The following is a 15,137-nucleotide window of genomic DNA, read 5'->3' on the forward strand; positions in this document are numbered from 1 at the left end:
AGCTTCTACCGCAAGCTCATTGGATACATCGCGGATTCCCTCGGTATTGCGGGCGATTTCGGACGTTACCGAAGACTGCTCTTCAGCGGCAGAGGCAATCTGAGTGGCCATATCGCTAATGTTGGTCACGGCGCTGTTAATTTGCGACAGGCTCGCAGAAGCGGCATTGGCATCATCAACACTGGTTTCAGCCAGACGGCGGCTGTCTTCCATGATGCCTACGGCGCGGCCGGTGGTCTGCTGCAGGGTTTCGATCATCTGCTGGATTTCCTGCGTCGAGGCATGAGTACGCTGACTCAGCACACGCACTTCATCGGCCACTACGGCAAAGCCGCGGCCTTGTTCGCCAGCACGAGCAGCCTCGATGGCAGCATTCAGTGCCAGCAGGTTAGTTTGCTCGGCAATGCCCTGAATGGTCGACAAGATGGTGTTGATGCTCTGGGCATGGGTATTGAGTTCGCCAATCACATCGGTAGCCGTATCTACTTCACCGGCTAGACCGGTAATCGACTGTTGGCTCTGGCCAACCTGTACCGAACCGTGCTCAGAGACTTCTACGGTTTCGCTTGAGGTACGGGCAGTATTATCTGCATTGCCCGCAATTTCCTGGGTTGCGGCTGCCATCTCGTTGATTGCCGTCGCCACCATGTTGATTTCGTCTTGCTGGTGCTGAATTCGAGTACTGCGCTCTTCGGCCTGTGAGGCGGTAATGTGGGCTTGCTGGGTCAGCGAGCTCGACACTTCCTGCAGACGCGAAACCATACCGTGCATGTTGCCGACAAAGCGGTTGAAGTTGTGTGCCAGCTGACCAACTTCGTCATCACTGCGTGGTTCAAGGCGCTGAGTCAGATCGCCTTCGCCGGTCGCTATCTCAGCCAGAGCCTGGGATACGCGGCCCAAATCGCGGAACAGGAAGCCGACTAGCCAGGCAACGGCACTAACGACAATCAGAGTAATAATGATTGAGGTGATGATAAGCTGGCGCAGCAGGCTGGTGTGGCTGGCTTCTTCCGTTGTGCGGTCCATCTCAAGGCCAAGGATCCAGCTGGTGCCAGGGACATTGGCAAAGTGCAGCAGCTTTTCCTCGCCGTTAATTGTGACGACTTCAATGCGGTTTGACTGAATTGCCGACTCAATGCGGCCCATGTTCAGTTCATTGCTATAGCTATTGATCGGCTGAAGCAGCAGCGATTCGTCAGGGTGGGCCAGGAAGGTATTGTCTTGCTTGTTAAGTAGCATGGCGTAGGCGTTTTTGCCGACATCAAGGTTGATTACGTCTTTGATCAGCTGATCGATCAATACATCGGCACCGACGACACCCACCATAGTACCGTTGTTCATTACCGGCTCGGCGATAGTGACCAGTAGGGCGTTGGTAATGGCATCCTGATAAGCCGTTGTAATGATTTGTGTACCGGCGTTTTGGGCATCGCGATACCAAGGGCGGGTACGCGGGTCGTAATCGGCACGGTTACGTTCTGGGTGCGAGCGGTACATGCCGCCTGCAGGTGTACCCAGGAAAATATCATCAAAGCCGCCGGCCTTACGGGCCTGCTGCAAAAATGGGACGACATTGTTCTCGGTGCTGTAGTCATTGAACGCTTTGGCAATGTCACTACGAATTGAGATCCAGTCTGAGATCCCTTCGGTTGCGGCAGCAGAAAGGCTTTCGGCCCGTGAGTAGATGCCACTGCGGGTTTGCTCAAAAAGCTGATCGGCAGCTAGCCAGGTCAGGGCGGTTGCCATAACAACCACTGCAGACAAGCTGGCTCCTATTAGTTTTTGTTTTAATGATAGTTTCATTTTTATTCAGTCTTAAAGGCAGAATATAGGGGGGGATTGGTTGGGTGGAATTTTATAGATATTTTAATCAATATGCACGGAAAAGTGACGTGCATCATATAATGGGTAACTAGTTGAGTATTGGTGTGTTTTTTTTGACGCCTATGGGATGTTTTCGTCAAAAAAATACCGCCAGTGCTGGTGGCAATGGCGGCATGTTTTTAGTCAGCAACTGACTAAGTGTGCAAGTCAGAATTATTTGTTAAAGCTTAAAACGGGCGATTTCCTTGCGGAGACTGGTCGATAGCTCCGAAAGCTGAATCGCTTGCTCGCTGGCTTCATTTGCCTCATGGGCGAGCTGATCAGAGACCTCCTTGACAGCCTCGGTATTGCGGGTAATTTCTGATGTTACCAGTGATTGTTCTTCGGCAGCCGAGGCGATTTGGGTAGCCATATCGCTGATTTGGTTGACCGACTGGGTAATATGGCCGAGGCTGGTACTGGCTGACCGCATCGGTGACACTGGTTTCGGCCAGCAGCTTGCTGTCACTCATAATGGAAACCGCTTCGCTGGTCGTTTGTTGCAGCGTCTCGATAGTTTGCTGGATTTCCTTAGTCGAGGAATGGGTGCGCTGGCTGAGGATCCGCACCTCGTCGGCGACAACGGCAAAGCCTCGACCCTGCTCTCCGGCGCGAGCTGCTTCTATTGCTGCATTCAATGCCAGCAGGTTGGTCTGCTCGGCAATGTCCTGAATGGTGGAAAGAATGCTATTAATATTCTGGGCGTGATGATCGAGTGCCTTGATCACCTCGGTAGCGTTATCAACTTCATGGGCCAGGTTGCTGATTGAATGCTGGCTCTTGTCCACTTCCCCAGCACCAAGTTGGGCATGGGAGACCGTTTTTTCTGAGGTTTGGGCGGTGTTTTCGGCGTTGTTGGCAATTTCCTGGGTGGCTGTGGCCATTTCGGTAATGGCCGTGGCGACCATATTGATTTCATCTTGCTGCTGCTGAATGCGCTGGCTGCGCTGCTGGGCATGGTTTGCCGTATCGTGGGCTTGTTCGGCTAGTGAGCCCGACATTTGGCTCAGTCGGCTGATCATACCGTGCATGTTATCCAGGAAACGGTTGAAGTTATTGGCCAACTGACCAATTTCATCATTGCTGTGAGGTTGCAGGCGCTGAGTTAGATCACCTTCTCCGTTGGCGATGTCGGCCAAAGCGGCGGATACTTTGCCCAAATCACGGAACAGGTAGTTGACCAGCATAGACACGGTCAGCAATGCTAGCAGAGTGCCGATCATGCCGGTGATAATCAGGTTTTTCAGTAGCTGGTTATGGCTGGCCTCTTCCGTAGCCCGATCCATTTCGACGGCAAAGATCCAGTCGCTATTATTAATTCCGCCGAAGTAAATCAGCTTCTGCTGGTTGTTTTGTTCAAAGATCTGAATGCTTTGCTCGGCCATGGCGTCGTGTATTTGGCTGACAGTCAGTTCTGGGGCAATGTCGGTGAGCGGCTGAAGTGCGAGCTGACTTTTGTAGTAAGCCAAAATATCGCCCTGACGAGTTAGCAACATGGCATTGGAGCTCTTTCCGACATCATAGCCGGTGATCGTTTTCTGTAAGTAATCCAAGGTAATATCTGCACCAATCACACCGACTGTCTGGCCATTGAGCTTGACTGGGGCGGAGAAGGTCAGCATCGGCTTGCCATTTGCTGTTCCTTTATAGGGCGCGGATGTGCTAACCGATGATGTGTTCATGGCCTGCTGATACCAGTCACGAGTTCGGGCATCAAAGTTATCTAATGGGGTGGTGTGGTTGCCCGCGATGAACAGGTTTCCCTTTAGATCCGCAAAGAAGACATCGTTGAACTGGCCAATTTCCTTGGCTTGTTCCATTACAGTGGGAAGTTGCTCCAGATCGGAGAGTTGGGCGGCTGAGCCGACGATAATTTTGTGCTCCTCTAGCCAGTAGCCGATCGTGTCAGTGGCGATATTGGTCAGGCTGGTGGCGCGGGCATAGATACCGCTCCGGCTTTGAGAGAAGAGCTCATTGGAGGCGAGCCATATCAAGCCCCCGGCAATAAGTATGATGGCTGAGAAAACACATCCGAGTAATTTATGTTTTAGTGTTAGATTCATTGAGGCTGTCTATTTATGGTACGGTAGACTGTATATGATATATTTATGGGGTGAAAACGCCATCCGAATTATTGTGATTGCATACAAATTTTTTGCATATAAGGCGAGGTAGAGATAATCGTAAGATTATAAATATATCTAGATGTTTAGACGTCTAGATGTTGACACATCCAGAGTGACACTCTAGTCTAGGGCAAATTCTAAAATAGATGTCCTGTAGTCATCATGTCGAACACAACACAATCACATAATTCTATTAATACGCCATCGGCACTGGCTTTGCTGCCGCTAGGAGTATTTCTTGCGCTGTTTATTGGGGTCGGAAGTTATCTGACCATGCAGGGGGTAGATTTTGCCTTCTACCAGTTGCCGGCGCCGGTTGCGGCTCTGCCTGCAGTTATCGTGGCTTTGCTGCTGAGCAAAGAGAAGCTCAACAAGGCGATTGAACAATTTCTGCGTGGTGTCGGCCATAGCGATATTATCGCTATGTGCATGATCTATCTGCTGGCTGGTGCGTTTGCCTCGGTCGCCAAAGCCACCGGCGGCGTTGACGCGACGGTTAACCTGGGTTTGTCTATGCTCCCTGCCAGCATGATCCTGCCCGGGATTTTTGTAATATCAGCATTCATTGCGACGGCGATGGGGACCTCTATGGGAACCATTGCGGCAGTTGCGCCAGTTGCTTTGGGCATAGCCCAGGCCGCTGGTATGGATGTGGCGTTAACGGCTGGTGTGGTTCTGAGCGGTGCGATGTTTGGTGACAACCTGTCGATTATTTCGGATACCACGATTGCTTCAACCCGCTCGCAGGGTTGTCAGATGAAAGACAAGTTCCGTGAGAATATCCGTATCGCACTTCCGGCAGCCATTATTGCCGTTGTGCTATTCATGTTCAGCAGTACGGCAACAGAAGTTCCGGCAGCAACCGAGGTTGAGTGGCTGAAGGTGCTGCCTTATATCACTATCTTAGTACTGGCCGTTTCAGGGATGAATGTCTTTGTTGTCTTGAGTATTGGTATTCTGCTGGCGGGTGGTGTTGGGCTGTTTGCCACGCCTGAGTATAGTCTGTCATCTTATGGCAAGGACATCTATGCCGGCTTTGGCAATATGCAGGAAATTTTCTTGCTCTCGATGCTCATTGGCGGCATTAGTGAGTTGATGCGCCAACAGGGGGGCCTAGCCTACCTTACCCAGTTGATCAGCCGTATTATCCGTGTCTTTAGCAAAGCGCACACGCAAGGACAGAACCTTCGAGCCAGCGAGTTGGGGATTGCCGGTTTGGTCAGCCTGACTAACTGCTGCACGGCCAATAACACCGTTGCCATTATTGTTTCTGGTGGGGTAGCCAAAGAGCTGGCGGTTGAAAATGGCGTGACGCCACGTCGTTCGGCTAGCTTGCTGGATATTTTCTCTTGCGTGATCCAGGGGGTGCTGCCGTATGGTGCGCAGGCACTATTGCTAGGCTCGGTATTTGGTCTGTCGCCGTTAGAGGTGGTCAGCCATTCGTACTACTGCTTCTTCCTGGCGATTGCGGCTATCGTTGCTGTGTTTGTCAAACATCCATCCCGTCAATTGGTTAATGCCTGATTGTCGGGCTATGTAAATGATAAAGCTGTAAAAAAGCCCGAAAGTGTATCAAATGCCTCGCAACTGCGAGGTATTTTTTTGCGCGTTATCAGGTGTTAGTGAAAATTTATTGCTTGTATGGTGATCTGGTCAACAGTTTTATGAAATCAACAGAAAACTGATCATCGTTTAATTTAAACTTGCGCTTATTGAAACAATATAAACAGCTACTTATACCTTCCCAAGGATGAGTGGTAGCGAGTGGTAATGCTAGGCGAAAGAGTAAAAAGGCCCTTTTGAACTTGTCGCGAAAGGACAGCTCCCGCATCGCTTGGCATCATAATAATATTATTGGTTAAGGGGATCCCCATGAAGCAACGCTTATTTGCCAAAACAGCATTAACAGCTGCGGTACTGGCTACACTGTCTGGTTGTGCAAGCCAGGCTGATAGTACGGCACCATCTTGGCAGGCTGACGAAACTTATAAACTGACCATTCTTCACACCAATGATCACCACGGTCGTTTCTGGCAGAACAAATACGGTGAATACGGCATGGCTGCACGTAAGACACTGCTTGACCAGATCCGTACAGAAGTGGCGGCTCAGGGTGGTACTACGTTGCTTCTGTCAGGTGGTGATATCAACACCGGTGTGCCAGAGTCTGATCTGCAGGACGCTGAACCAGATTTCAAAGGCATGAACATGCTGGGTTACGATGCAATGGCATTGGGTAACCATGAGTTTGATAACCCGCTGGAAGTACTGCGCAAGCAGGAAGAGTGGGCAGAGTTCCCGATGCTGTCGGCGAATATCTATGATAAAGAAACTGGCGAGCGTTTGTTCCAACCATACCAGATCTTTGAGCAGCAGGGCATTAAGATTGCTGTTATCGGTCTGACAACGGAAGATACAGCTAAGATTGGTAACCCTGAGTACATTGGCGGCGTTGACTTCCGTGATCCTAAAGCAGAAGCGAAAAAGCTGATTGCTGAGCTGGAAGAGACTGAAAACCCAGATGTTATCATCGCAGCGACTCATATGGGCCACTATGAAAATGGCAATCGTGGTGTTAACGCACCGGGTGATGTTGCGCTGGCTCGTTACCTTGAGGAAGGTGATCTGGACATGATTGTAGGTGGCCACTCGCAAGAGCCTGTCTGCATGGAAGGTCCTAACATGTACAACAAGAACTTCAATCCGGGTGATGAGTGTCAGCCGGATCAGCAGAACGGTACCTGGATTGTTCAGGCACACGAATGGGGCAAATACGTTGGCCGTGCTGATTTTGAATTCAAGAACGGGGAGCTACAGATGGTCAGCTATGATCTGATCCCTGTGAACCTGAAGAAGAAAGTGAAGCTGGCTGACGGTAGCAAGAAGCGCGTATTCATCGAAGACGAGATTGCCCAGAACGAAGAAGTGAAAACATTCCTTCAACCTTACCAGGAGCGTGGTCAGGCTCAGCTGAACATTAAGATCTCTGAGTCAAACGGTAAGCTGGAAGGTGATCGTAATGTTGTTCGCTTCAAGCAGACTAACCTGGGCCGCCTGATTGCCGCTTCTCACATGCAGCGCGCGAAAGCCGACTTTGCTGTAATGAACTCTGGTGGTGTACGTGACTCTATCGCAGCTGGCGATATCACTTATAAAGACGTTCTGACTGTACAGCCATTTGGCAACATCGTGACCTATACCGACATGAGCGGTAAAGAAATCATGGACTACCTGAATGCCGTTGCAACTAAGCCTGTTGACTCAGGTGCCTACGCACAGTTTTACGGTATTTCTATGACTGTTCAGAACGGTGCAGTGAGCAACGTTAAGATTGGCGGCAAACCTCTGAGCCTGACTGAGACTTACCGTTTCACTATCCCAAGCTTCAATGCTGCTGGTGGTGACGGTTATCCGAAAGTAACTGGCCACCCAGGTCACGTAAACACTGGTTTTGTTGATGCGGAAGTACTGAAAGAGTTCCTGCAGGCTAACAGCCCGATTGATGTGAACAAGTACGCGCCTAAAGGCGAGATGATTTACAAATAATCCCCCCCTTAATAATATGCCTGAAAGGTGTATTATGACTCTGAGCCCCGGTCGTATACCGGGGCTTTTTTGTTGCAGAACGTTTTTATAGCAAATAGTTTTTTATTACCCATAGGTTGGATATATTGATCTCCTATGTGTTAACCGATCAGAGATCACCATGACGCCAGCAATCAACCTCGCGAAAAAGCAAAAAATCAACTATACCGTTCACCAGTATGATCATGATCCGGCCAACACGAACTTTGGCCTGGAGGCGGCAGAGGTGCTCGGTCAGGATCCTACCGGGTATTCAAGACGCTGTTATTTTCCCTGAACGGCGATCCGAAGAAACTGGCGGTGGCGATTGTGCCGGTAGCCGGTATGCTGGATTTGAAGTCGGCGGCCAAAGCCGCTGGTGGCAAGAAGGCGGATATGGCCGATCCTCAGATTGCCGAGAAGACGACTGGGTATATTCTCGGAGGCATTAGTCCGCTAGGGCAGAAAAAGCGTCTGCCGACTTTTCTTGATCAATCGGCCGAGCAGTTCGACACTATTTGTGTGAGCGCCGGGCGACGCGGGCTGGAGATTGAACTGGCACCGGCTGATTTGTTGTCTCTGACTCGTGGCAGCTTTGCGCCGATCGCTAAAAACACTCATGGCTAGTCTACGGTAACCAAGCTTTGCTATGGATAAGCATACAAACCTCAACCTGCTGCGCACTCTTCAGGTTTTACTTGATGAGTGCCATGTCAGCCGCACGGCAGCACGGCTTTATATCACCCAGTCGGCAGTAAGCCGTCAGCTTAATCAACTGCGAGAGCTGTTTAATGATCCTTTGTTGGTGAGAGACGGTAATCGCCTGTTGCCGACTCCCAAGGCCGAGCAGCTCAAGCACAAACTGGACGGGGTGCTGGCTGAGTGCCAGTCGCTATTTGCCAGTGATGACTTCGATCCGGCGCAGTGGCAGGGAAAAGTCGTATTGTCGTCATCAGATTATGTGGCTCAATATATTCTGCCTGATATTGTGGAGCGTCTTCAGCAGCAGGCCCCTAAGCTTAGTCTGGCTTATCAGCTGTGGTCACCGGAGCAGTTTGCCCGGCTGGCTGAGCTGGATATCCAGCTGGTTTCTACGATGTTGCCCGAGATCCCGGTGGGGCTGTGCGGGGGCTCCATCGGTGCAGATTATCCGGTCTGTGTCATGCGCAGTGATCACCCGCTGGTAAACAAGGCCTCACTGACTGTTGATGAGTTTGTGCAATATAATCACTTAAGGGTGTCGGGCGGGGGAGACAAGGACAGCTTTGTCGATCACAACCTTGCCGAGCAGGGGCTTACCCGTAATATTCAGTTCTCCGTGCCGTTTTTCGGTTCAGCTTTTCACACTGTCTGCCGCACCGATATGCTGATGGTGATCCCCGAACATATCGCGTTTAACATGAAGCGCCTGTTTCCTATCACCTATGTGTCGTTGCCAATACCGGCCCCGGAACACCGATACTGGCTGCTGTGGCACCCGAAGTATGACAGTGATGCCGCGCATTGCTGGCTGAGAGAGCAGGTCTTAGATGTGCTGCGAAGCTCTATGTATTCCATCAGTATGATTTAAAATCATAGCGGAGATGATTTCTTTTGATTTCAGATAATAGCTTTTGGCTGTTACCTTGAATGTCAGCTTAAGGAGTAGAAGATGACATTCAGTATTTGGCTTTCGTTATTAATGATTTGTATGCTCGGGGCGATGTCGCCGGGACCGAGCCTGGCGGTTGTCGCAAAGCATAGTCTGGCCGGAGGAAGGCTGCATGGTGTGGTGACATCCTGGTCGCATGCCCTGGGGGTTGGTGTATATGCCTTGCTGACCTTGCTGGGTCTTGCCGTTGTGCTCAAGCAGTCACCGACATTATTTTCGGTGATCACCTACGCAGGTGCCGCATATCTTGCGTATTTAGGCGTTAACGCTTTGCGTTCCAAAGGTGGCGTTGCCGCAAAGCTGGCGGCAGGTAAGCAGGTTGATCTCAAGAAAGCTGCCCGTGACGGATTGATGATTTCACTGCTCAATCCTAAACTCGCCTTGTTCTTTCTGGCTTTGTTTAGCCAGTTTGTAGCCGTGGGTACCGAAGTAACCAGCCGGGCGGTTATTGTTGCTACCCCGCTGCTGGTGGATGGCCTCTGGTATACCCTGATTGCGTTTGTACTTTCCAACCCTAAAGTACTGGACAAGCTACGTGCTAAGGCCCAGCTGATTGACAGGTTGTCAGGTGTAGTGCTGATTTTGCTGGCATTGCGGGTGGTGATAACGGCATAACAAGGTGTATACCCCAATTACCTCAAGATGCAGGGTTCAGAGTGAGACCAGCGTGTTCAGTTCAAGGAAAATAACGGTAGGAATGTAGCCCCTTTCAACGTTATTTGACACAGAAATGGGCGCGCTGGCTCACTCCCAAAGGGCGAGTTCCAGTTCTATTAAATAGATAGGGGCTTCTATGCGTTGTTACCGATTATTAATTTAGAATCACTAGATTTTCTAATCGGCGCCTAGCCTAAAAGCCAAGTAACTCTCGCTGAAAAGAGCATCTTGAGGTAGTTTGGGTATAGCAAATAGCCGAAGAGGAGCCATTGGCTCCTCTTTTTCGTCGATGCGAGATGCTCTGCCTGCTAGTTATGTCGCTTTTGGTGCCGTTCTCGGTTTTCGAGTTTGCGCTCCGGGCTTTTCTTGAGCATGACGTACAAGGCTCCGTTTCCGCCATGCTGTCGCAGGGCCGAGTGAAAGCACATAACATCGGATATTTGCTCCAGCCAGGTGGCGACATAGCTCTTCATAAGGGCTGGGGGATCGGAACGTTCACCTTTACCGTGAACGATGATCACCGTGCGGATGTCCATTCGCTGGCATTGCTTGAGAAAGTGGAGGATCTCGTCACGTGCTTGCTTGAGTGTCTTGCGGTGTAAATCCAACCGGGCCTGAAGATCGTATTTACCCAAGCGGAGCTTGCGAAATACACCGTCCTGAACGCCATCACGTTTAAATTCAACCATATCATCTGGCTTGAGCATTTTGGCGTAGTCAAGCGACAGATATTCGGGATCACTGTCTGACAGGGTTTGAGCGGCAAGTCGGCGAGCGATATGCGCATCAGTAACCTGATGTTTATGAACAGTTTCTACTTGGTCTTGTTTGATTGGCGAGACATCGGCCATCATCTCACGAAAGAGATCGAGTTCATCGGAATCTGACATGGTGGTACGGAGTTTGACTATGGTTAAACTGATTATAACCATTTCACTCCGGCACAAAAAGAAATCCAGGGTCAAGACCGACACTTTGACCCTGGTGCAAGCAAATTAGTTTGCTAATTGGCTCTAGTGAGGAGAAGGTGCCGATAGTGCTTTGTAGACAAAGTAACCACCGAAAAATAGCATTAATCCCAAGGCTCCGAAGATCACGATCATTGAAGACAGTCCGACGGCATTGCCAAATAGGAGATCTAACCAAAAATCCATGTTAAGTCCTTTAAGTCGTGGGATAGTGGCTACACGATACCTAATGCAACAAAAATGTTATGATGATCTGGATCAATGGTAGGCGCATTGTTTAATAACTGTTCTAAAGATGAGTCTGAGATCACTTAACTGTTAGTTTTTCCTTGGTTTTGATGCTTAGATGAGCAAACGAATTGAGAACGGAAAAAAATCCGGCGTAATACTTGCGTAAATTTAACTTGCGAGTATTATAAGCGGCCTCAGCAGTGATACTGCTGGTGATTCGTCGGTGAATAGCGCAGTTTGGTAGCGCATCTGGTTTGGGACCAGAGGGTCGGGGGTTCGAATCCCTCTTCACCGACCACTCTTCAATTTGTCGGGCATTGCCGGGCAGATACCATCGGATACGATGTCAAACATATACAGTCGGTGAATAGCGCAGTTTGGTAGCGCATCTGGTTTGGGACCAGAGGGTCGGGGGTTCGAATCCCTCTTCACCGACCACTCTTCAATTTGTCGGGCATTGCCGGGCAGATATCATCGGATACGATGTCAAACATATACAGTCGGTGAATAGCGCAGTTTGGTAGCGCATCTGGTTTGGGACCAGAGGGTCGGGGGTTCGAATCCCTCTTCACCGACCACTCTTCAATTTGTCGGGTATTACCAGGCAGACATCATCGGATACGATGTCAAACATATACAGTCGGTGAATAGCACACCTTGGTAGAGCATCCTGATTTCAGGAATGGCGGACCAGAGGGCGACCCTCGGCGGGGTACACCAAAAGCCAATTTAGTCGGTGAATAGCGCAGTTTGGTAGCGCATCTGGTTTGGGACCAGAGGGTCGGGGGTTCGAATCCCTCTTCACCGACCACTATTCTAAAGCCTCGTCATTTGACGGGGCTTTTTTGCATCTGTTTATCGGTGGTGAATAGCGCAGTTTGGCAGCGCATCCCAAGCTCTTAACCTCCTAATTCACATTGAGACTTATCACCTTCTGTTAGTCGTTTGAGGGTAAAGCCCTGCTTTTCCAATAGCGCTGGTAGCCCTTGTTTACCAAGCATGTGCATCGCCCCGACAACGACAAGGTAAGTGCCCTGCTGGTAACCTGCCTTGTTGGTCAGCTGTTTTACCCAGTCACGGTTGCGTTCGAATATTAGCTTCTCTTCGGTTTCGTCTGAATATTGGCTTTCTTCCATCAAGGACAACTGGTGTTGGAGATCGCCTGCTTTCCACGCCGAGACAAGGCAATTGAGCTCCGTTTGCATTGCACTCCATTCACGAATAGTGCTGAGCAGGAGGTCCTCGCCATAATCAGGCAAGTTTTCCATAAGGGCTACTTGCTGGCTGACGCTTTCGAGTTCCAGAATGGGGAGTTGCTGCTCATGTGCCCTTTGAAGCAGGACGACATCAACACCTTGGAGCGGGCTCAGACCTGCCTGAGATACCATGGCCATTTGCAGGTTCATGGCTGCCAGCCAGGGCGGGCTATGAATCAGTGACAGGTAGGGGAGTTTTGCCTGCTTGGCAATATCTGACAGTATTTCCTTGTCATTGTTGTCGAGCAGGGTATCTGAGGTCGGAATGTCCCGGTTGATAGTGACATCACTGGATTTAAGAATGTTTGCCTCGACAACCAGACCGTCAGCTTCGGGCCAGTAGTCGAGAAAAGCCTGGGGCAATGGGTAGAAGTCTTGTTCTCCGGCATGAATTGAGCCCAATAGAACAAACTGGCGTTGTGAATCCTTGGCCAGCCAGACCAAGGGCTCAGCTATTGCGCTGGCCGTTACAAAAGGCAGTAAGAGCAGCGCTTTGGATAAAATAGATTTAAACATGATCACCGTAGCGAAATGAGACAGATAACTGATTGGGTTATATCAGTTATCTGTAATTATGGCTAACAGGAGAGACAGTGGATGCGGGATAGGCCGATAAAATCCTGCCGCTAGCTCTTGGTGGCTGGGTGCAACCAGAACCACCAGACAATAAACGCGATGGCAGCCAAGCCGATAAGTGCAATCATATTAGTTCTCCTGATGGTCGGGTTTGAATAGCCGTAGCCGGTTAGCATTGCTGACAACAGTGATAGAGGATAATGCCATCGCAGCTCCGGCAATAACCGGGCTGAGCAAGGTGCCTGTCAGCGGGAACAGTATGCCTGCGGCAACCGGGATCCCCAGGGTGTTGTAGACGAATGCCCCAAACAGGTTCTGCTTCATGTTCTTTAAGGTTGCGGCTGATAGCTGCAGTGCATCGGCGACTCCGTGCAGGGAGTGGCGGATCAGTGTCAGCTGGGCACTTTCAATGGCCACGTCGCTACCACTGCCCATCGCAATACCGACTTCGGCTTGCGCCAACGCCGGGGCATCATTGATCCCGTCACCAACCATAGCAACGCGTTTGCCTTGTTGTTGAAGCTCGGCAATTTTGGCCGCCTTGCCGTCAGGCAATACTCCGGCGATCACCGTATCTATACCTGCTTGGTGAGCAATTGCCCTGGCGGTGGTTTCTGTATCACCAGTCAACATAACCACATCGAGCTTCATTTTTTTCAGTCGGTGGATGGCCGCTACGGAATCAGCTCTTAGCGGATCGCTGACGCCCAATATTCCTGCCAGCTGATTGTCGATGGCCACATAGATAGGGGTTGCTCCCTGGCTGGCAATGGCTTCGGCATCCACAGCCGCCTGACCAATATCTACGTTGTTTTTCGTCATTAGCTTTTGGTTGCCGAGTGCTAGCTGGTGCCCGTCGACAGTTCCTATAACGCCGAAGCCGGGCATTGCCTTGAATTCGGACTGGGCTGACAGAGGCAGCTCTCGAGTTGTGGCTGCATTGACGATCGCCTTGGCAAGCGGGTGCTCGGAACCCTGCTCCAGACTGGCTGAGAGGGCAAGCAGGTGATCTTCGTTGGTGCCGTAGCTGCGACAGTCAATGACCTGAGGCCTGCCTTCTGTCAATGTACCTGTTTTATCCAGTACCACCGTATCGATACCGGCTGCAACCTGCATTGCTTCGGCATCGCGGATTAGCACGCCGTGTTCTGCGGCTCTGCCAACCCCGACGGTGACCGACATTGGTGTTGCCAACCCTAACGCACACGGGCAGGCAATGATCAGCACCGTAGTTGCAGTGACCAGCATATAAATTGAGGATGGGGCCGGGCCAAAGTAATACCAGATCATGGCCGTTAAGATGGCAATGATCATTACTGCAGGGACAAAAATCGCCGAGATGGTATCAGCCAGGCGGGCAAGGGCTGGTTTACTGCTTTGGGCCTGACGCACCAGGCTGATAATTCGTGCCAGCATGGTGTCGTTACCAATTTGCTCGGCACGAAACAGCAGACTGCCGTCCTGGTTAATGGTACCGGCATGAAGTTTGTCGCCTTGCTGTTTGTTGGCCGGGAGTGGTTCGCCGGTCAGCATGGATTCGTCGAGATAGCTCTGGCCGCTTTCGATGGTGCCATCGACTGGCACCTTGGCACCGGGGTACAGGCGTAGCAACATGCCGGTTTGTACTTCTGCCAGAGGCACTTCCTGCTCACCTTCTTGGCTCACGACAATGGCTGTCTGAGGCTGCAGATCAATCAGTTGCTCGAGGGCTTTCGAGGTGCGGCTCCGGGCTCTGGCTTCAAGGGCGTGGCCTAGGGTGATGAGGCCAAGGATCATCGCGGATGCCTCGAAATATACATGCCGGGCCTGCATCGGGAAGATATCCGGAATGATGACGACCAGCATCGAGTAGAGCCAGGCAGAACCCGTGCCAAGGGCGACGAGGGTGTCCATGGTGGCGCGGTGGTGCTTGAAGGCCTTCCAGCTGTTGATATAGAAATGTCGTCCGATGGTAAATAACAGGAAGAATGTTAGCAGGCCGACGAGCCCCCAGCTGATCTGGCTGGTGACTGAAGTGATCATCATGTTGCCGCCAAATACCCCCCAGGCCATCATCGGGATCCCGGCACCGAGGGCAATAAAGGCATTGCGCAGGTGGCGTCGGAAGGTTTGCTCATTTTGCTGTTGTTGCCGCTGGCGGCGGCTTTGCTCATCCTCGCTCTGCTCGGCACCGTAACCGGCATCGGTAATTGCTGTAATAATGTCTTCTACCTGAACCAGCCCTGAGACAAGGGCCGTTCTTTCA

The 15,137-nt window shown here is 51.0% G+C and carries 9 protein-coding genes, 4 tRNA genes and 2 pseudogenes; 9 read left to right on the top strand and 6 right to left on the bottom strand.

Features of this window, described 5'->3' with window-relative positions:
* The coding region (locus tag MHN01_RS04960; protein WP_239410306.1) for a methyl-accepting chemotaxis protein at positions 1-1,803 on the bottom strand (1,803 nt) is incomplete at its 3' end.
* 241 nt (positions 1,804-2,044) lie between these two features.
* Positions 2,045-3,926, bottom strand: a pseudogene (locus MHN01_RS04965) (methyl-accepting chemotaxis protein).
* 225 nt (positions 3,927-4,151) lie between these two features.
* Between MHN01_RS04965 and MHN01_RS04970 the strand changes: the two are divergent.
* From MHN01_RS04970 to MHN01_RS04990, 5 genes and pseudogenes are all read left to right on the top strand, one after another.
* Positions 4,152-5,513 (top strand): Na+/H+ antiporter NhaC family protein, encoded by a 1,362-nt coding sequence (locus tag MHN01_RS04970; protein ID WP_239410307.1) that lies wholly within the window; start codon positions 4,152-4,154, stop codon positions 5,511-5,513.
* Positions 5,514-5,861: 348 nt separating this feature from the next.
* A complete protein-coding gene (ushA, locus tag MHN01_RS04975; protein WP_239410308.1) occupies positions 5,862-7,535 on the top strand; it encodes a bifunctional UDP-sugar hydrolase/5'-nucleotidase UshA in 1,674 nt (557 codons plus the stop codon).
* A gap of 160 nt (positions 7,536-7,695) precedes the next feature.
* Positions 7,696-8,180, top strand: a pseudogene (ybaK, locus tag MHN01_RS04980) (Cys-tRNA(Pro) deacylase).
* Positions 8,181-8,202: 22 nt separating this feature from the next.
* Positions 8,203-9,123 carry a LysR family transcriptional regulator gene (locus MHN01_RS04985; protein ID WP_239410309.1) on the top strand — a complete coding sequence of 307 codons (921 nt, stop codon included), beginning with the start codon at positions 8,203-8,205 and terminating at the stop codon, positions 9,121-9,123.
* Between the two features lie 81 nt (positions 9,124-9,204).
* Entirely contained in the window at positions 9,205-9,819 is a 615-nt protein-coding gene (locus tag MHN01_RS04990; RefSeq protein ID WP_239410310.1) for a LysE family translocator, read from the top strand.
* Between the two features lie 350 nt (positions 9,820-10,169).
* Here MHN01_RS04990 and smrA read toward each other — a convergent pair whose 3' ends face one another.
* Positions 10,170-10,751, bottom strand: a complete 582-nt coding sequence (gene smrA, locus MHN01_RS04995; protein WP_239410313.1) for a DNA endonuclease SmrA — start codon at positions 10,749-10,751, stop codon at positions 10,170-10,172.
* A 123-nt stretch (positions 10,752-10,874) separates the two neighbouring features.
* Positions 10,875-11,015 carry a DUF3149 domain-containing protein gene (locus MHN01_RS05000; RefSeq protein WP_039460702.1) on the bottom strand — a complete coding sequence of 47 codons (141 nt, stop codon included), beginning with the start codon at positions 11,013-11,015 and terminating at the stop codon, positions 10,875-10,877.
* Between the two features lie 266 nt (positions 11,016-11,281).
* Here MHN01_RS05000 and MHN01_RS05005 point away from each other — a divergent pair.
* The 4 genes from MHN01_RS05005 (at position 11,282) to MHN01_RS05020 (ending at position 11,871) form a co-directional block, all read left to right on the top strand.
* Positions 11,282-11,358 (top strand) — tRNA-Pro (locus MHN01_RS05005).
* A 63-nt stretch (positions 11,359-11,421) separates the two neighbouring features.
* Positions 11,422-11,498: transfer RNA gene (locus MHN01_RS05010), tRNA-Pro, on the top strand.
* A 63-nt stretch (positions 11,499-11,561) separates the two neighbouring features.
* Positions 11,562-11,638: transfer RNA gene (locus tag MHN01_RS05015), tRNA-Pro, on the top strand.
* Between the two features lie 156 nt (positions 11,639-11,794).
* Positions 11,795-11,871, top strand: a tRNA-Pro gene (locus MHN01_RS05020).
* Between the two features lie 88 nt (positions 11,872-11,959).
* Here MHN01_RS05020 and MHN01_RS05025 read toward each other — a convergent pair.
* Positions 11,960-12,832 (bottom strand): TraB/GumN family protein, encoded by an 873-nt coding sequence (locus MHN01_RS05025; protein ID WP_239410311.1) that lies wholly within the window; start codon positions 12,830-12,832, stop codon positions 11,960-11,962.
* A 189-nt stretch (positions 12,833-13,021) separates the two neighbouring features.
* Positions 13,022-15,137 (bottom strand): copper-translocating P-type ATPase (locus MHN01_RS05030; RefSeq protein ID WP_239410312.1); only part of this gene is annotated, 2,116 nt, incomplete at its 5' end.

The organism is Photobacterium sp. OFAV2-7 (genome assembly GCF_022347985.1).
Classification (GTDB): domain Bacteria; phylum Pseudomonadota; class Gammaproteobacteria; order Enterobacterales; family Vibrionaceae; genus Photobacterium.

Coding starts and splice junctions, on each gene's coding strand:
- MHN01_RS04990 (WP_239410310.1), top strand. CDS start 9,205: ATGACATTCAGTATTTGGCTTTCGTTATTAATGATTTGTATGCTCGGG.
- MHN01_RS04985 (WP_239410309.1), top strand. CDS start 8,203: ATGGATAAGCATACAAACCTCAACCTGCTGCGCACTCTTCAGGTTTTA.
- MHN01_RS04970 (WP_239410307.1), top strand. CDS start 4,152: ATGTCGAACACAACACAATCACATAATTCTATTAATACGCCATCGGCA.
- ushA (WP_239410308.1), top strand. CDS start 5,862: ATGAAGCAACGCTTATTTGCCAAAACAGCATTAACAGCTGCGGTACTG.
- MHN01_RS05000 (WP_039460702.1), bottom strand. CDS start 11,015: ATGGATTTTTGGTTAGATCTCCTATTTGGCAATGCCGTCGGACTGTCT.
- MHN01_RS05025 (WP_239410311.1), bottom strand. CDS start 12,832: ATGTTTAAATCTATTTTATCCAAAGCGCTGCTCTTACTGCCTTTTGTA.
- smrA (WP_239410313.1), bottom strand. CDS start 10,751: ATGTCAGATTCCGATGAACTCGATCTCTTTCGTGAGATGATGGCCGAT.